Raw genomic sequence first — 17,786 nt, forward strand, 5'->3', positions numbered from 1 at the left:
GGAGGCGGCGCAGGACGCGCCGAGCCGACGGAGGCCGCCGCACTCGAGCTCGAGTGCGACGGCCTCCGGACCGTCAGGAGCAGGCGGCCGCGGGTCAGGCCAGGCGCAGCAGGCGGCAGCCGTGCGGCTCGAGCTCGAGCTCGACGGCGCCGCCGACGATCGGCAGCTCGGCGCCGCTCCACACGTCGACGGCCGAGGCTGCGCCGGAGCAGCCCAGGTCGGTCAGGTGCGCGGAGTAGGACCGCGCCGACGAGCCCAGCCAGAACACTCCGCGCCACTGCTCGTCGCCGCGCCACGCCGACCACACCACCAGGTCGCCGTCGCGGACGATCTCGCGGCTGCCGTCGCTGCCGAGCAGCGCGAGGACGTCGTCGTTCGTCAGCAACGCCAGAGTGTCGGCGGGCGTGTCCGGGAGGTGCCCGCCCATCATCAGCGGCGAGCGGAGCAGGCACCACAGCGTCACGAGCGTCCGCTGCTCCGCGGGCGTGAACCGCGAGAGCCGGTCCTCGCCCACGTGCGCGCGCACGCCGATCCGCCCCAGCGGCAGCATGTCGGCGTCGGCCCAGGCGCCGGGACGCTGGTGCGGAGCCCAGCGCGCCGCCCGCTGGAACTGCTCGTGCAGGTGGGCCCAGTCGTCCCAGAAGTCGTCCGAGATCCGCCACATCTGCGCGGTCGACCGCAGCAGCTCGAGGTTCTCGAGCGAGAGCTGCTTGCCGGGGGAGAGGCTCAGCACCATCGGACGGCCGGTCGCGTCGATCGCGCGGGAGAGTGCGGCGATCTCCTCCGCCTGGATCGGCGGGTAGAGCACGTCGTCGAGCTTCACGAAGTCGACGCCCCACGAGGCCAGCTGCGCCATCACGGAGTCGTAGTACTGCTGCGCGCCGGGCGCGCTCATGTCGACGCCGTAGTTGTCCGGGTTCCACGGGCAGACGTTCCCGCGGTCGGCGATGTCGGCGCAGGTCGCCTCCGCCCCGAGCACCGGCAGGCCGAGCTCGGCGGCCCGCCGGGGGACGCCGCGCATCAGGTGCACGCCGAAGCGGAGGCCGAGGGCGTGCACGCGCGCGGCCAGCGCCGTGAATCCGCCCGTCGCCGCGGAGGGGAAGCGGCCGACGGCGGGCTGCGGGCGTCCCCAGTCGTCGAGCACCGGCTCCGACACCTCCTGGTAGTCGCTCGTGCCGGGATCGGGCTCGTACCACTGGATGTCGACGACGACCGTGTCCCAGCCGTGCGGCAGGAGGTGCTCGGCGAGGTACTCGGCGTTCGCGAGCACCTCCTCCTCCGTCACCGAGGCGCCGAAGCAGTCCCAGCTGTTCCAGCCCATCGGCGGGCGGCGGGCGGCCTCCGTGCGCGCGGCGATCACGACAGCTCCAGCGTCACGGTCGCGAAGGAGTGCGGGGGCAGCGTGACGCGCAGTCCTGTCGCCGTGGTCTCGATGCCCTCGAGGGCGACGGGGCTCACCTCGTCGGCGGCGCCGGGCCGGTTGTGCGCGTCGGGGCGGTCGGCCGTCAGGAGGCGGCCGGTCGCGCCGGTCACGGTCCCACCGCGGAAGTCGAGGGAGACCTCGAGCGGCTCCTCCAGGTCGACGTTCGTCAGCGAGACCAGGACGCGGCCGTCCTTCGTGGAGGCGGAGGCGGAGGCGACGGGGATCTCGCGGCCGTCGACCGCGTGCGTCGGGCCGGCGACCGTGGTCGGCAGCACCGTCGCGTCGTGGTGCCCCTTGTTCATCTCGAACACGTGGTAGGTCGGCGTGCGGACCATCTCGCCGCCGTCCGGGTCCGTCAGCAGCATCGCCTGCAGCACGTTCACCGTCTGCGCGATGTTCGCCATCGTCAGGCGGTCGGCGAAGCCGTGGAAGACGTCGAAGTGCCAGGCCGCGACCATCGCGTCGCGGATCGTGTTCTGCTGGAAGAGGAAGCCCGGGTGGGTCCCCGGCTCCACGTCCCACCAGGTGCCCCACTCGTCGAGCACCATCCCGTACTTCTTCTCGGGGTCGTGGACGTCCATCACCGCGGCGTGCGAGCGGAGCAGCTCCTCGATCCCCTGCGCGGCCACGATCGTGCTCCAGTAGGTGTCGGCGTCGAAGTCGGTCGCGCTGCCCTTCGCGTGCCAGCTGCCGCCGATCGTGTAGTAGTGCACCGAGACCGACTCCCACGGCACGGAGGAGAAGGGGTGCCCCTCGATCTCGGGGATCACCTCCATCAGCGTCTGCGTCCAGTGGGTGTCGGCGCCGTCGGCTCCGGCGGCCACGCGGTAGAGCGGAGTGTCGTTGCCGCTCTGCACGAAGGTCCCGAACTGCCGCGCCAGGTCGGCGTAGGCGCCGGCGCGCATGTTGCCGCCGCAGCCCCAGGTCTCGTTGCCGAGCCCCCAGAAGCGGACGGTCCACGGCTCCTCCCGGCCGTGGGAGCGGCGCAGGTCGGCCATCGGCGACTTGCCCGCGCCGGTGAGGTACTCGGCCCAGTCCGCCATCTCCTGCACGGTGCCGGAGCCGATGTTGCCCGAGATGTAGGCGTCGGCGCCGAGCAGCTCGCAGAGCGCCATGAACTCGTGGGTGCCGAAGGAGTTGTCCTCCGCGACTCCGCCCCACTGAGTATTGATCAGGCCGGGGCGCTCCTCGCGCGGTCCGATGCCGTTGGTCCAGTGGTAGCGGTCGGCGAAGCAGCCGCCGGGCCAGCGGAGGTTGGGGATGTCGAGGGCGCGGAGGGCCTCGACGACGTCCAGGCGGATCCCGCCCTCGTTCGGGACGGGCGAGTCCTCGCCGACCCAGAAGCCGTCGTAGATGCACCGGCCGAGGTGCTCGGCGAAGTGGCCGTAGAGGTGGCGGCTGATGGTGGCGCCGGGGCGGTCGAGGTCGACGGTGACGGTGCTGTTCACGGAGTGCTCCAGGGTGGTGGCGGACGGGTCGGCGGCGGTGCCGGCGGTGTCGAGGACGCCGGGGTCGGCGGCGGTGCTCACGCGGTCTCGCGGACGAGCCGCAGGACGATCGCGCGGTCGGCGTGGAAGGTCGGCAGGTCCAGGCCCGCCTCGCCCAGCAGGCTCCCCGAGTAGGCGGGGGCCGGGGCGTCGGAGTCCAGCGGCACCGTCGACTCCAGCCAGTGCGGGCTCTGCCAGGGCGGGCCGAGCGAGCCGGGGCGCGCGGTCTCGATCCGGTAGCGTGCCCGCGGATCCAGGCCCGGGAGGCGGACGCGGCGGCGCGAGTCCGCGGTCAGCGCGGGCGTGACCAGCGTGTACAGCGCCTCCGAGCCGTCCGGCGCGACGACGCCGCGCAGCGACGGCGCGTCGGGGTCGGAGTCGTCGCCCCCGACGACCCGGCCGGTCGCGATCAGGCCGCGGTGCTCACGGTACGCCGCGATCCAGCCCGCCAGCACGGGCTCCTCCTCCGCGTCCAGCTCGCGGAGGTCCCACTCGATCCCGAAGTGGCCGAGGAAGGCGATCGCGCAGCGGGTGTGCAGGTCGCTGGTGCGACCGGTGACGGAGTTGACCGGCGAGGCGACGTGCGAGCCGAGCATCTCCGGCGGCACGAGCAGCCCGGTCCAGCGCAGCATCCGCGAGCGGTCCAGCGGGTCCTGGTTGTCGGAGGTGTGCACGCGGTCGGTGCGCTCGAGGATCCCCAGGTCGACCCGGCCGCCGCCGGAGGCGCAGCTCTCGATCTCGAGCTCCGGGTGCCGGGCGCGCAGCTCGTCGATCAGCCGGTACAGCGCGAGCGTCTGCTCGTGCACCGCGGCCGTCCCGGTGGCGGGGTGGCCCGCGTCGATCAGGTCGCGGTTGTGGTCCCACTTGAGGTACGCGACGCCGAGGTCGGCGACCAGGCCGTCGAGCACGCCGAGGATGTGCGCGAACGCGTCGGGGTTCGTCAGGTCGAGCACCTGCTGGAAGCGGAACCGCGGCGGCAGCTCCTCGCGGGCCCGCAGGATCCAGTCGGGGTGCGCGCGGGCGAGGTCGGAGTCCTCGTTGATCATCTCGGGCTCGACCCAGAGACCGAACGCCATGCCCAGGCCGCGGACGTGCTCGGCGAGGGGGAGGAGGCCGTCGGGCCAGGCGACGGGGTCGGGCGTCCAGTCGCCGAGGCCGGCGCGGTCGTCGCTGCGGCCGAGGAACCAGCCGTCGTCGAGCACGTAGCGCTCGACCCCGAGGGCGGCGGCGCGGTCGGCCAGCTCGGCGAGGACGGCGAGGTCCTGGTCGAAGTAGACCGCCTCCCAGACGTTGAGCGTCACCGGGCGCGGCCGGCGCGAGGAGCGGGAGACCCCGCGGAGGTGGGCGTGGAAGCGCGCGGCCGCGGAGTCGAGGCCGTGGCCGAAGCTGCCGGAGATCCAGGGGGAGGAGTAGCTCTCGCCGCTCGCGAGGCGCACCTCGCCGGGCAGGAGCAGCTCGCCGCCCCGGAAGGCGAGCCAGCCGTCGCCGCGCTCCACCGCGTGCTCGTGGTTGCCGCCGATGCCGACGTGGCAGAGCCAGACCCGGCCGTCGGCGGAGTCGAAGCCGGGGGTGCCGACCGCGACGACCGTCGTCGCGTCCAGGCCGGTGCGGCCGCGCCGCGAGGAGCGGGAGTGGGTGCCGGTGACGACGGGGTGACGCTGGGGGATCTTCTCGGTGCCCCAGCGGCCGGAGAAGTCCAGGATCTCGCGGGCCTCGGTCGGGATCCGGAGGGCGGGGTCGACGCCGATCACCTCGAGGTGCCCGGCGCCGTCGTTGCGGACCGAGACGCGGGTCCTGAGCAGTCCGGCAGGGGAGAGAACGATCTCTAGAACGACCCCGATCCGGGCCTGCGCGTCGTGCGCCTCGACGGTCACGGCGGCGCTGCCGGCCTGCGCGACCGCGCCCTCCGCGAGGGCCTCCCCGTCCACCGAGACGGTGTCCACGGTCAGCCTCGGCGACCAGCCGGCGCCCTCCCGGTGCACCCGGAGACCCGGCAGGCCGGCCCAGCCGAAGGTGTGCTCGGGCAGGATCCCGGGCTCGTAGGGGACGTCGGAGGAGCCCTCGATCCCCGTCCGCACGGGAGTTCTTGCGAAAGCTGCGAGATCGTCGTCGCTCGCGTCGAGTCGCGGACCCCAGTGCAGCAGCACGGGCAGGTCGCCTCCCGACTGAGTGAGGAGGGCGGACACGTCATCGGCGACGAGATGGATCACTCTCGGGGATTGCATGTCCCCATTCCTATCGTCGATCCTGGTCTGAGTACAGCGAGAGATCGATCTCGACACTCGGTTGGATAGACCACCGCGCGGATCGACCCGCGCCGATCGACCACCGCTCGCACCGCTCACCCCCACCACCCACGGCCTCGACGAGGAGCACCCATGCCGCTGACCCACCCGGCCCCGCACGAGACCCGCCTGGAGCGCGGGGTGCTCGACGCGCGACGGCGGCTCAACCGCGACTACCTCCTCTCGCTCACCGACGAGGGGCTGCTGCAGAACTTCCTGATCGAGGCCGGGATCGGCGACCAGGGCTGGCACCTGCACCCCTCGCAGGACTCGCGCGAGGCCCGCGGCCTCGACCGGCACTGGGGCTGGGAGACGCCGGGCTCCCAGCTGCGCGGGCACTTCCTCGGCCACTGGCTCTCCGCCGCGGCCCGCGAGGTCGCGGTCACCGGTGACCCGCTGCTGCGCGTCCGGATCGACTCCGTGCTCGACGGACTCGAGCGCTGCCAGGAGGAGAACGGCGGCGGCTGGATCTGGGCGATCCCGCGCGGCTACCTCGACCGCCTCGCGACCGGCCGCCCCATCTGGGCGCCGCAGTACGCGATGCACAAGCTGCTGATGGGCCTCGTCGACCTGCACCTCGACCTCGGCGACGAGCGGGCGCTGCGGATCGCGCGGGCCGCCACGGTCCCGCTGCTGGAGTGGGTCCGCGGATTCGACGACGCCGCGTTCCAGGAGATCCTCGAGGTCGAGACCGGCGGCATGCTCGAGGTCTGGGCCGACCTCCTCGCGATCACCGGGGACCCCGTCTACACCGAGCTGCTCGGCCGCTACGACCGCCGCTCCCTCTTCGAGGGCCTGCTCGAGGGCCGCGACGTGCTGACCAACATGCACGCCAACACCACGATCCCCGAGGTGCTCGGCGCCGCCCGCGCCTACGAGGTCACCGGCGACGAGCGCTGGCGGAGGATCGTCGAGGCCTACTGGGAGCAGGCGGTCACCCTCCGCGGCACCTTCTGCACGGGCGGTCAGACCTCCGGCGAGATCTGGACGCCGCCCTTCGCGTTCGCCGCTCGCCGCGGCGAGAAGACGCAGGAGCACTGCGTCGTCTACAACATGATCCGGCTGGCCGACGTGCTGCTGCGCTGGACAGGCGACCTCGCCTACGCCGACTACATCGAGCGGAACCTCTGGAACGGCCTCCTCGCCCAGCAGAACCCGCGGACCGGGATGGTCGCCTACTTCCTGCCGCTCGAGGGCGGCGCCCGCAAGGACTGGGGCAGCCCGACCGAGGACTTCTGGTGCTGCCACGGCACGCTGGTGCAGGCGCACACGCGCCACTCCGGGCTCGTCTTCTACCGCGGCGGTGACGCCGAGCTGACGATCGCGCAGCACGTCGACGCGAGCCTGCGCCTGCCGTCCGCCGCCGGCGACGCGGCGGTGCGGGTCGAGGTGCTCGACACCGCCGGCTACGTCGGCCCGGACGCCAACGCGGGTGCCGCGGGCGACGTGCACCGCCCCACCGCCTCGCGGATCCGGGTCGAGATCGTCTCGGAGGAGGGGGTCGCGCTGCACGTGCGGCTGCGGGTGCCGGAGTGGACCGTCGGCGAGCCGGGGGTCGCGGGCGACGCCGAGCGCGTCCGGGCGGGCGACGGCGCGCTCCTGATCGAGCACCCCGGCGGCCGCACGAGCGTCGACCTCGCCTTCGGCACCGAGATCCGCGCCGTGCCGATCCCGGACGAGCCGGGCACGGTCGCCTTCGTCGAGGGCCCGATCGTGCTGGCCGGCCTCGTCGACCGCGAGATCGCGCTGCGGGGGCGCCTCGAGGACGCCCCCGCCCTGCTCGCCCCCGACAACGAGCGGCAGTGGACCCAGTGGCTGCGCGGCTACCGCGCCGTCGGCCAGCCCGCCGCCGTCCGCTTCCGGCCTCTGCACGAGGTCGTCGACGAACCCTTCTCGCTCTACTTCCCGGTCTCGGCCGGGAGCTGATGGACAGGATCCCCTCCGTGACCTGCGCTCCGCGCTCATGACCGCCTCCGCCGCCTCCGCCGCCTCCCCCGCCGTCCAAGCGATGCCCCGCGGCCGCCTCCTGCTGCCGATCTTCGCGATGCTCGTCGGCTTCGGGCCGCTCACCATCGACCTGGTGCTGCCGTTCCTGCCGACGCTGCAGGACGATCTCGGCGTCTCGGTGGCGACCGCCCAGCTGGTCGTCACCGGCGCCACCTTCGGCTTCGCGGCCGGCCAGCTCGTCTCAGGACCGCTCAGCGACGCGGTCGGCCGCAAGTGGCCGCTCGGCGTCTCGGCGGCGCTGCACATCGCGGCGAGCCTCGTCGCGGCGATGACCTCCGACACCGCCGTGCTGCTCTCGGCCCGCTTCGTCCAGGGCGCCGCCTGCACCGCTGCGGGCGTCGTCGTCACCGCCATCGTCCGCGACCTCTACAGCGGCAAGCGGCTCGTCACGATGCTCGCGAACCTCGCCGTGATCGTCTCGGTCTTCCCGATCCTGGTGCCCTCCGTCGGCGCGCAGCTGACCAAGGTGATCGACTGGCGCGGCTCCTTCCTCGCGGTCGCCGCCTGGGGAGCGCTCGCGACCGTGATCGCGCTCCTGGTGCTGCCCGAGACGCTGCCCCGCGAGCGGCGGCACCAGGGCGGGCTCGGCCCGTCGCTGCGCAACTCCTTCGGGATGCTCCGGCGGCCGCGCGTGCTGGCGCTCGCCGCCGCCTCGGCCGCGGGCTGGTCGGTCGGCTTCGCGTATCTCGCGACCGCTCCCTTCCTCTACACGAACGTCTACGCGGTCGGGCCCGACCTGTACGGGCTGCTGTTCCTGGTCACCTCGCTCGTGACGATCGCGGTCGGGCAGACGACGGGCCGGGTGATCGTGCCGCGGTTCGGACCCCGGTTCGCGATGTTCGCCTCGGCGATCGTCACGGCGCTCGGCGCCGTCGTGGTCGCGGTGCTCGCGCTCACCGGCACGCAGCCGCTGCTCGTCGTCGTCGGCGCGCTGACGTTCGCGCTGGCCGGCCGCTCCCTCGGCTTCGCCCCGGTGCAGTACCTCTCGCTGCAGGGCCCGTCGAGCGAGGCGGGCAGCGTCACGGCGATCCTCGGCACGGTCAGCTTCACGGCGGCCGGACTGGTGATGCCGGTGATGGGCGCGTGGGCCGAGATCTCGCTGATCCCGTTCGCGATCCTGCTGCTGCTCGCGGGCCTGGTCGAGGGCGGCGTGGCGCTGCTGTTCCGGCCGGGCTCGCGGCGCTTCGATCCCGGGGCGCAGCGGCTCGAGGACGAGCCGGCGGGGGCCGCCCCATCGGCCGGCCCCCGCGTGCACGACGAGAAGAGCTGAGATGACCCTCCGGGAAGGAACCACCGTGGAACTGCGCTCCGGCGACTACACCCTCCGCGTCGAGGCGGGCGGCCTCGAGGTGCTCGCGGGCGAGCGCGTCCTTCACGCGAACGACCGGCCGCTGCGCGTCACGGTCAAGACCGTCGCCGCGATCAGCGAGTACTCCGGCGCGCCCTACGACGACGTCTCGCTGTCGGAGGGGGCGATCACCGCGAGCGGGACGATCACCGTCCGCTCCGGGTCGTCCTTCGCCGTCACCGACGTCTGGCGCGTCGCGGGCGACGGCTTCTCCGTGCACCGCGACGTCGAGGTGCTGGCGGCCGGCGGCGACCTCGGCTTCTCCACCGCCGTCTCGCTCGGGCTGACCGGGTCCGACGACCTCCGCGACTACGAGTGCTTCGCCCCCGGCGCCTGGTACCGCGACAACGCCTTCGGGCCCGCCGACGCGATGGGCCGCGACCCCGGCAGCGAGTACTTCTGGCGCACCGAGACGCACTACGCGCTGCCGCTGTTCGCTGCGCAGAGCCTCGCGACCGGCGAGACCGTGGCGCTCTCGCGCTGGGCGGCCGACGCGACGCTGCCGCGCCTGGACGTGGTCCGCTCGGAGAACTTCACCGACCCGGAGTGCACCGTCGGCTCGATCGGCCTGAGCCGCCCGCAGGGCACGACGCTGAACTACCTGTACTACGGCTTCGGCGTGCGGACCCCGCTCGACGTGCCGCCCGCGGGCCTGTCGATCGACTACGTCCACCCGGGCGCCGACGGCGAGCGCCCGATCGACAACCCCTACTCCGGCCTCGACTACGACGCCGCCCCGCAGGCCCTGCAGCGGGTGAACCACCCGGTCGAGGTCGGCTTCCGCCAGCGCTACGCCGTCGCGGTCGACCTCGGCCGGTACGACGACTTCGCGACGATGATGCGCGCCACCTGGCGCAGCACCTACGCCCGGCTCCGCGACGACCTGTTCGAGGTCGACAACGAGCGGCACTTCCACCACGGCATGGCGATCCTCCAGCGCCTCACCCGCCGCTACGGCGACTCCTGGGGCCTGCCGTTCGCCTGCCAGCTGCCGGACCTCGACGTCTCGAGCGTCTCCTTCCAGTTCGGCTTCGTCGGACAGCAGCCCGGCATCGGCTACCAGCTGCTGCGCTACGGCGACCGCGAGGGCGTGCCGGAGGCGTTCGAGCAGGGCGTCGGCATCGTCGACTTCTGGGCGCGGACCGCGCTGCCCGAGTCGGGCCCGCCGCGGATGTGCTTCAACCCCTCGCTCGGCGGCTTCGAGCCGTACCCGCACTACCTGCGGATGCTCGCCGACGGCGTCGAGGCGATCCTCGACGCCTACCTGCACCTGCGCGACGTCGGCGACGAGCGCCCGCTCTGGCTCGAGTTCTGCCGGCGGACCGCCGACTGGCTGCTCGTCGTGCAGGACGCCGACGGCAGCTTCCACCGCGCCTACAACGCCGACGGCTCGGTGCGGATGGACTCGCGCTCGAACACCCCGAGCGTGATCCGCTTCCTCGTGCAGCTGCACCTCGTGACGGGGGAGGGGCGCTACCGCGCGTCCGCCGTGCGCGCCGGCGAGTGGTCGTTCGCGAACATCCACCGCACGCTGGAGTACCGCGGCGGCACCTGCGACAACGCCGACATCCAGGACAAGGAGGCGGGCATCTACGGGCTGTTCGGCTTCCTCGCGCTGTACGACCTGACGGAGGAGCCGCGCTGGCTGGAGGGCGCCGTCCGCGCCGCCGACTACACGGAGACCTGGACCTACGCGTGGTCCTTCCCGGTCCGCGCGCCCTGGGCGCATCCCTTCAACCGGTACTCGATCAGCGGACAGAGCATCATCACCCTCGGCGGCGGCGCCGACGTCTACATGGCGGCCTGCTCGTACAGCTACTACCGACTGCACCTGATCACGGGCGACGAGCACTACCTCGATTTCGCCGAGTTCCTGCACCGCAACACCCGCCAGTCGACCGACGTCGACGGCAGCATCGGCTACGCGATGCCCGGCCTCGGCCATGAGAGCGGCGACTTCGCGACCCAGACCCTGCGCAGCCACCACCACTGGCTGCCCTGGTGCACCTTCGTCGAGGTCGACCCGGCCTCGCGCCTGCACGACACCTTCGGCGTCTACGAGATCGCCGACGCGCAGCGCCTGCCCGCCGCCGAGCGGGCGGCCCGCAACCGCGTCTACGACCGCTACGGGCACTCGCGGAGCTGACCCGACCCACCGCATCCGGCGCGCGTCTCGTTCTCACGTCGACGCGGCCACACGGCGGGTCCGGCGGCCAGCGGGGACGACACCCGGTGCGCTGCTCCGCCTCCGTCGGCGGACCGGAGCTCGTTCCGCGTGCCGCAGCCGGACCCTCCGCAGCGCCCTCAGCCGCGCCACTCCACGTCGACGCGCACCGCCTCCGCACCGAGCTCCAGCCCGCCCGACACCTCGCGCCCGTCGACGCGCAGCACCGCGTCGCGCAGCGTGCGCACCCGCGTCCCGCCCGCCGGTGCCAGCCACTCCGCGCTCGGCACCCGCCGCACCCACAGCGACGCCCGCCCCGGCGACCACTCCAGCCGGTCCACGACCACCCCGCCGCGCGCGCGCAGCCCCGTCACGGCACCCCGCGCCCACGCGGACGGCAGTGCCGGCAGCACCGTCAGCGTCTCGTCATCCGATCCCAGCAGCATCGCCGCCACGAGCCCCGGCAGTCCGCCGCTGGCGTCGAGGTTGAAGATCCGCCCCGCGTCGTGCCGGGTCGTCAGCGTCGGTGACCAGTGCTCGACCGCGAGCCACTCCGCGCAGGTCAGCGCCGCCTCCCCGTCACCCAGCGCCGCCGCCGCGACGCCCACCTGCACCAGCCCGAACGCCATCTCCATCCGCCCGGGAGGAGCGGTCGGCGCCTCGGCCCGCCACGCGATCTTCGCCGCCACCGTCGCCGCCGCGGCGGCCCGCAGCCGCACCGCGGAGGCGCCGGGGCCCTCGAAGGCCGCGTCGCCCGCGTACCAGAGCGGGTACAGCTGCGACGCGTGCCGGTGCGCGATCTCCTCCGCGAACCGCGGGTCGATCCACTCCGCCAGCGTGCCGTCCTCGGCGACCCGGTACTCCGGCAGCTCCGCCACCACCCGCGCCCAGCGCTCGTCGAGCGAGTCGTCGCCGCGGGCCCGGCCGAGCAGCGCCGTCGCCCGCGCGGCGTCCCGCAGCACGGCGACGTCGATCGTCGCATCGACCGCTATCGGCGAGCGCGCACCACCCGGTGTGTTCTCGGGGGAGTAGGAGGGGACGATCCGGCGCACCCCGTCGACCACGGTCGTCCCGGTCTCGGCGAAGCGCAGCACGCCCTCGGCCAGCTCCCACAGCCGGTCGTCGACGATGCCGCGGTCTCCCGTGGCCGCGACGGCGTCGGCGGCGAGGCGCAGCACCCAGCCGCCGCAGCCCGTCCAGAAGAGGTGCGGGTAGCTCGCCGCGAAGTGGTCGGCGCGGCCGTGGGTCGACATCCGCGACGGCAGGAGCATCCCCTCCGCCCCGTAGACGAGGCGCGCGTTCTCGCGGTAGTCGTCGAGGTGCGGCAGCACCAGCTCCAGGATCGACAGCGCCAGCTCGGGCGTGCCGGTCGGGATCATCCCCGCCATCGCGCCGTTCTGCACGTTGCCGTTCAGCGTGTAGTCGGCCGACCAGGCCGGCCGCCAGGTGCCCTGCCAGACGCCCTGCAGCGTCGGCGGCAGCTCGCCGGTCGACGCGACGATGTTCGCGCGGCCGCTGAGGTACGCGAGCTCGACGACGCGGCGGCGCGCGCCCTCGTCGCCGGCGCGGGCCTCCTCCCAGAGGTCCTCGGTGAGCACCGCGGAGGAGGCTCCGGCGAGATCGAGGGAGGAGGCGCCGACCAGCCGGCCGTGCCCGTGGCGCTGGGCCTCGTGCAGCTCCGCCCACGAGGCGTCGCCGCCCGTCGGCTCGTCGCCCGCACGCTCCCGGCCCGCCGGCTCGTCGCACGCCAGCGACAGATCGACGCGGAGGAGCGCGCCCGCCCCCGCCGCGACCGGCACCGTCGAGCGGGTCACGACGCCCTCCACGTCCCACGGCGCCCCGGTCGCCGCGGTGACCGTCGCGCGGATCCGCTCGCCCCCGGTCTCGGCGCTCCCGGTCCCGGCGACGGCCAGCAGTCGCCCGACCGCACCGCCCTCGACCGTCGCCTCGACCACGGCCGACGCGTCCGGCACGCCCGTGTCGAACGAGGTGGCGTCCCCGGCGCCCAGCCCGAGCTCGACCGTGCTCTCGCCGTCTCGCTCCGACTCCACCCGCAGCCGGACGCTCTCGCCCCCGTGCGGAGCGATCAGTCGCACCGCGTGCCGCCCGCCGTCGAGGTCGGTCCACTCGACCGCGACCTCGCCCAGCAGCGGGTCGAGCAGGCGCCGGCTCGACGCGATCCCGCCGGCCGTGCGGATCGACAGCGTCGCGCACAGCCCGAGCGGATCGGTCCAGATCAGGCCGCCGTCGTAGCCGCTCGCCCGCGCCCCGCGCTCGAGCAGGTCGCTCGCCGCGTCGGCGTCCCCGGCCAGCAGGGCGCTCCGCAGCTCGTCCCGCACCGGGGCGAGGTCCGGGGCGGCGGGCCGCGCATTGACGGGGAGGAAGTAGCGCTCGTGCGCCAGCGAGACGGTGAGCGCGTCGGCCGGGCCGTGCACCACGGCGCCGACGAGGCCGCTGCCGACGATCAGGCCCTCCTCCCAGGTCGGGGCCGCAGTGGCGGTGACGAGGGTGGGCGTGCGCGACAGTGCGCCGGCGATCGGGGCGATGATCGGTTCCTTTCGGGCTCGCGGGAGTGCCTGATATGTTGCGTGAACCCTCAAATTACCTCTCCCGGTGCGACGGCGCGCGGGAGTCGAGAGTTAGGAATCCGCGATGACGCGACCGATCACCCTCTTCACCGGCCAGTGGGCGGACCTCCCCTTCGAGGAGGTGGCGCGCCTCGCGGGGGAGTGGGGCTACGACGGCCTCGAGATCGCCTGCTGGGGCGACCACATCGACGTGGCGCGCTGGGACGACGCGGAGTACGTGCAGAGCCGGAAGGACATCCTCGAGCGCAACGGCCTCCAGGTCTTCGCGATCTCGAACCACCTCACCGGCCAGGCGGTCTGCGACGACCCGATCGACGAGCGCCACCGCGACATCCTCAGCGACCGCGTCTGGGGCGACGGCGACCCCGAGGGCGTCCGGCAGCGCGCCGCCCAGGACCTCAAGGACACCGCCCGCTTCGCCGCCGCGCTCGGCGTGACGCAGGTCAACGGCTTCTCCGGCTCGTCGATCTGGAAGGGCGTGGCCATGTTCCCGCCCGCCTCCGACGAGTGGATCGCCGCCGGCTACCAGGACTTCGCCGACCGCTGGAACCCGATCCTCGACGTCTTCGAGGAGGTCGGCGTCCGCTACGCGCTCGAGGTGCACCCGAGCGAGATCGCCTACGACTACTGGACCGCCAAGCGCACCCTCGAGGCGATCGGCCACCGCGCCTCGTTCGGCTTCAACTTCGACCCGTCGCACTTCGTCTGGCAGCAGCTCGACAGCGTCGCGTTCGTGCTCGACTTCGCCGACCACATCTTCCACGTGCACGTGAAGGAGTCGGTCACCAACCTCGACGGCCGCAACGGCGTCCTCGGCTCGCACCTGCCGTGGGCGAACCCGCGCCGAGGGTGGACCTTCGTCTCGACCGGGCACGGCGCCGTCCCGTGGGAGCCGGTGTTCCGCGCGCTCAACGCGATCGGCTACACCGGCCCGACCAGCGTCGAGTGGGAGGACGCCGGCATGGACCGCCTCGACGGCGCCCCCGAGGCTCTGGCCTTCGTGCGGAAGCTCAACGCGATCACGCCGCCGGCCGACGCCTTCGACGCGGCGTTCTCGACCTCGCGCGACTGACCGCCCGCCGCACGCCTGCATCCCGGAGGCCGGAAGGACCGACTGCCCGCGAGGGCCGTCCGGGCCTCCCGGCCTCCGTCGTGCTGCGAGCGCGTCCGCAACCGGGGCCGGGACGCTGCAGCGGGCGCCGAACGGGCCGGAGAGGGCGATCCGCCCTCGATCGCGGACGTGATCCAGGTCGGTCTCGGCGACGGGCCCCCCGCCCCGATCTGGCGGCTCGCCGGGAACGACGGAACGGCCGGCCCCCGCAGGGAGCCGGCCGTCCGGCCTCGCAGGATCTACAGGCCCTGGGAGAGGCGGTAGTACGCCGCGTTCGAGCGGATGTCGGACTCGAAGTCGCGGAGGGTGGTCGACTCGTCGATCACGAGGAGCTCGACGCCGGCGATGCGGGCGAAGTCCTCCCACGCCTCCAGCCCGATCTGCGTCGTCATCACCGTGTGGTGCGCGGCACCGGCGGTGATCCAGGCGGCGGCGCTGGTGCCGAAGTCCGGGGCGGGCTGCCAGACGGCGCGGCCGACGGGCAGGTGCGGCAGCGTCTGGGGCGGCTCGACGTTCCGGACCTTGTTCGCGACCAGGCGGAAGCGCTCGCGGACGTCGCTCAGGGCGACCACCACGGCGGGGCCGGCGTCGGCGGTGAAGACCAGGCGCACCGGGTCCTCGCGGCCGCCGATGCCCAGCGGGTGGATCTCGAGCGAGGCGCGCTTCGACGACAGGGACGGCGACACCTCGAGCATGTGCGCGCCGAGGATGAGCTCCTCGCCGGGCGTCATGTCGTAGGTGTAGTCCTCCATCAGGCTGGTGCCGCCGGGGAGGCCGGCGCCCATGACGGCGGCGATGCGGATGAGGACGGCCGTCTTCCAGTCGCCCTCTCCGCCGAAGCCGTAGCCGTCGGCCATGAGGCGCTGCACGGCGAGTCCGGGGAGCTGGCGGAGCCCGCCGAGGTCCTCGAAGCTGTCGGTGAACGCCTCGAAGCCGCCCTCCTCCAGGAACGAGCGCAGGCCGATCTCGACCGCGGCGCCGTAGCGGAGCGACTCGTGGCGCTCGCCGCCGGGGAGCAGCTCGGGGACCACGTCGTAGCTCTCGACGTACTCCGCGACGAGGGCGTCGATCTGCTCGGAGGTGGCCGCGTCGACGCGCTCGACGAGCTCGTTCACGCCCCAGGTGTTGACGCTGACGCCGAGGCGGATCTCGGCCTCGGTCTTGTCGCCCTCGGTGACGGCGACGTTGCGCATGTTGTCGCCGAAGCGGGCGACCTTCATGCTCTGCGAGGCGGACCAGCCGGCGGCCGCGCGCGACCAGGTGCCGATGGCCTCGGTGACGCGGGCGTCGCTCGCGTGGCCGACGACCGTCTTCCGGGGCACGCTCATCCGGCTGAGGATGTAGCCGTGCTCGCGGTCGCCGTGCGCGGCCTGGTTGAGGTTCATGAAGTCGAAGTCGATGTCCTGCCACGGCAGGGCGACGTTCGCCTGGGTGTGGAAGTGCAGCAGCGGCTTGGCGAGCGCGTCGAAGCCGTGGATCCACATCTTCGAGGGGCTGAAGGTGTGCATCCAGGTGATGACGCCCACGACGGAGTCGTCGGAGTTCGCCTCGATCATGGTGCGGCGGATGGCGTCGGAGCTCTTCAGCACCGGCTTCCACTCGACGGTCACGGGGATCGCGCTCGCCTCGTTGAGCTGCGCGACGACGGCCTGCGACTGCTCGGCGACCTGGCGGAGGGTGTCCTCGCCGTAGAGGTCCTGGCTGCCGGTCAGGAACCAGACGGTGCGGGTGGCGAGGTCGGGGATGATGCTCTGGTACACGCTCATGCGATGGCTCCGGTGGGGTTCTGTCCGTAGACGTTCTGGTAGCGGTCGAACAGGGCGTCGATCGACTCCTGCGGGATGGGGACGAGCTCGCCGCCCTGGCGCGCGAGGTGCACGGTGCGGGCGACGTCCTCGGCCATGACGGCCGCCTTGACGGCGTCCTTCGCGTCCTTGCCGATGGTGAAGACGCCGTGGTTCTGCATCAGGACCGCGCGCGAGCGGTGGCCGCTGAGGGTCGCGACGATGCCGCGGCCGATGGAGTCGTCGCCGATGATCGCGAACGGGCCGATGGGGATCTCCCCGCCGAACTCGTCGGCCATCGCGGTGATGACGCAGGGGATCGACTCGGCGCGGGCCGCCCACGCGGTCGCGTAGGTGGAGTGCGTGTGCACGACTCCGCCGACCTCGGGCATCTCGCGGTACACGTAGGCGTGCGCCGCGGTGTCGCTGGAGGGGCTGCGGTCGCTGCCGGGGGTGCCGGGGACGACGTTCCCGTCGAGGTCGCAGAGGATCATGTTCTCGGGCGCGAGGTCGTCGTAGGAGACGCCGCTGGGCTTGATCACGAAGAGGTCGGCGCCGGGCACGCGGCCCGAGATGTTGCCGCCGGTCCAGATGACGAGGCCGTAGCGGACGAGCTCGGAGTGCAGCCGCGCGACGTCCTCGCGGACGCGGGCGATCGCCTCCTCGACGGCGGGGGTCTGAGTGGTCATGCGGTAGCTCCCTGGTTCTGCGGGTCGGTGAGGGTCTCGACGGCGGTCTGCTCGACGGCGAGGCCGGCGCGGTAGCGCTCGAGGTAGGCGGAGAAGCCGGCGACGTCGTCCGCGTCGGGGGCGACGGTCTCGAAGCCGGAGTCGCCGAAGACCTGATCGGTGAGGTACGCGTCGAGCGCGACTCCGCTCTGCAGGCGGTAGGCGGCGAGCACCGCCATGCCCCACGGGCCGCCCTCGGAGGCGGTCGCGGCGACCGAGACGGGGGCGTCGAGCGCGCCGGCGAGGAAGCGCTGGGCGACCCCGGCGGTGCGGAACATGCCTCCGTGCGCGAACATCTCGTCGATCCGGACGCCCTCGCCCGCGAGGACGCGCATGCCCAGAGCCAGCGTGCCGAACACGCCGTAGAGCTGCGCGCGCATGAAGTTGGCGAGCGTGAGGCGCGAGTCGGGGGTGCGCACGACGAGCGGGCGGCCCTCGACCAGGCCGGCGATCGGCTCGCCCGCGAGGTGGTTGTAGGCGAGCAGTCCGCCCGCGTCCGCCTCGCCCTCGAGCGCCTCGGCGAAGAGGGTGCCGTAGACGGCGTCGCTGTCGGAGGGGCCGCCGGACGCGGCGGCGAACCGCGAGAACAGGCCGACCCAGCCGGCGAGCTCGCTGGCTCCGTTGTTGCAGTGGACCATCGCGACGAGGTCGCCGGCAGGGGTCGCGACGAGGTCGAGCTCGTGGTGCACGCTCTCCAGCGGGCCCTCGAGGACGACCATGGCGAAGATGCTGGTGCCGGCGCTGACGTTGCCGGTGCGCGGAGCGACGGAGTTGGTCGCCACCATGCCGGTGCCGGCGTCGCCCTCGGGCGGGCAGGCGGGGGCGCCGGCACCGGCATGGTGGCGACCAACTCCGTCGCTC

At 73.4% G+C, this 17,786-nt stretch carries 11 protein-coding genes; 4 read left to right on the forward strand and 7 right to left on the reverse strand.

What is annotated here, in order from left to right:
• Positions 1-94: 94 nt before the first annotated feature.
• From C5D04_RS15165 to C5D04_RS15175, 3 genes are read right to left on the reverse strand one after another with little or no spacing between them, the layout of a single operon-like run.
• Positions 95-1,360: a glycoside hydrolase family 27 protein gene (locus C5D04_RS15165; protein WP_258063411.1), complete on the reverse strand. Its 1,266-nt coding sequence runs from the start codon at positions 1,358-1,360 to the stop codon at positions 95-97.
• Positions 1,357-2,952, reverse strand: coding sequence for an alpha-L-arabinofuranosidase C-terminal domain-containing protein (locus tag C5D04_RS15170; RefSeq protein WP_308471771.1), 1,596 nt, complete (start codon positions 2,950-2,952; stop codon positions 1,357-1,359). The genes C5D04_RS15165 and C5D04_RS15170 overlap by 4 nt, the downstream gene beginning before the upstream one ends.
• Positions 2,949-5,135, reverse strand: a complete 2,187-nt coding sequence (locus tag C5D04_RS15175) for an alpha-galactosidase (protein WP_104347950.1) — start codon at positions 5,133-5,135, stop codon at positions 2,949-2,951. The genes C5D04_RS15170 and C5D04_RS15175 overlap by 4 nt, the downstream gene beginning before the upstream one ends.
• 153 nt (positions 5,136-5,288) lie before the next feature.
• Between C5D04_RS15175 and C5D04_RS15180 the strand changes: the two genes are divergently transcribed.
• From C5D04_RS15180 to C5D04_RS15190, 3 genes are read left to right on the forward strand one after another with little or no spacing between them, the layout of a single operon-like run.
• Positions 5,289-7,121, forward strand: a complete 1,833-nt coding sequence (locus C5D04_RS15180) for a beta-L-arabinofuranosidase domain-containing protein (RefSeq protein WP_104347951.1) — start codon at positions 5,289-5,291, stop codon at positions 7,119-7,121.
• A gap of 37 nt (positions 7,122-7,158) precedes the next feature.
• A complete protein-coding gene (locus C5D04_RS15185) occupies positions 7,159-8,472 on the forward strand; it encodes a multidrug effflux MFS transporter (RefSeq protein ID WP_104347952.1) in 1,314 nt (437 codons plus the stop codon).
• Positions 8,473-8,497: 25 nt separating this feature from the next.
• Positions 8,498-10,696 (forward strand): hypothetical protein, encoded by a 2,199-nt coding sequence (locus C5D04_RS15190; protein ID WP_104347955.1) that lies wholly within the window; start codon positions 8,498-8,500, stop codon positions 10,694-10,696.
• Positions 10,697-10,854: 158 nt separating this feature from the next.
• Here C5D04_RS15190 and C5D04_RS15195 read toward each other — a convergent pair whose 3' ends face one another.
• Positions 10,855-13,314, reverse strand: a complete 2,460-nt coding sequence (locus C5D04_RS15195; protein WP_146087882.1) for a glycoside hydrolase family 95-like protein — start codon at positions 13,312-13,314, stop codon at positions 10,855-10,857.
• A 52-nt stretch (positions 13,315-13,366) separates the two neighbouring features.
• Between C5D04_RS15195 and C5D04_RS15200 the strand changes: the two genes are divergently transcribed.
• A complete protein-coding gene (locus C5D04_RS15200; protein WP_104226056.1) occupies positions 13,367-14,374 on the forward strand; it encodes a sugar phosphate isomerase/epimerase in 1,008 nt (335 codons plus the stop codon).
• A 278-nt stretch (positions 14,375-14,652) separates the two neighbouring features.
• Here the strand turns inward: C5D04_RS15200 and araA are convergent, their stop codons facing one another.
• From araA to C5D04_RS15215, 3 genes are all read right to left on the reverse strand, one after another.
• Positions 14,653-16,179 (reverse strand): L-arabinose isomerase, encoded by a 1,527-nt coding sequence (gene araA, locus C5D04_RS15205; protein WP_104347954.1) that lies wholly within the window; start codon positions 16,177-16,179, stop codon positions 14,653-14,655.
• Positions 16,176-16,886 carry an L-ribulose-5-phosphate 4-epimerase gene (locus tag C5D04_RS15210; RefSeq protein WP_104224687.1) on the reverse strand — a complete coding sequence of 237 codons (711 nt, stop codon included), beginning with the start codon at positions 16,884-16,886 and terminating at the stop codon, positions 16,176-16,178. The genes araA and C5D04_RS15210 overlap by 4 nt, the downstream gene beginning before the upstream one ends.
• The coding region (locus tag C5D04_RS15215; RefSeq protein ID WP_258068935.1) for an FGGY-family carbohydrate kinase at positions 16,883-17,786 on the reverse strand (904 nt) is incomplete at its 5' end. The genes C5D04_RS15210 and C5D04_RS15215, both read right to left, overlap by 4 nt.

The organism is Rathayibacter sp. AY1D2, from assembly GCF_002932695.1.
Classification (GTDB): Bacteria; Actinomycetota; Actinomycetes; order Actinomycetales; family Microbacteriaceae; genus Rathayibacter.

Coding starts and splice junctions, on each gene's coding strand:
- C5D04_RS15175 (WP_104347950.1), bottom strand. CDS start 5,135: ATGCAATCCCCGAGAGTGATCCATCTCGTCGCCGATGACGTGTCCGCC.
- C5D04_RS15180 (WP_104347951.1), top strand. CDS start 5,289: ATGCCGCTGACCCACCCGGCCCCGCACGAGACCCGCCTGGAGCGCGGG.
- C5D04_RS15185 (WP_104347952.1), top strand. CDS start 7,159: ATGACCGCCTCCGCCGCCTCCGCCGCCTCCCCCGCCGTCCAAGCGATG.
- C5D04_RS15200 (WP_104226056.1), top strand. CDS start 13,367: ATGACGCGACCGATCACCCTCTTCACCGGCCAGTGGGCGGACCTCCCC.
- araA (WP_104347954.1), bottom strand. CDS start 16,179: ATGAGCGTGTACCAGAGCATCATCCCCGACCTCGCCACCCGCACCGTC.
- C5D04_RS15210 (WP_104224687.1), bottom strand. CDS start 16,886: ATGACCACTCAGACCCCCGCCGTCGAGGAGGCGATCGCCCGCGTCCGC.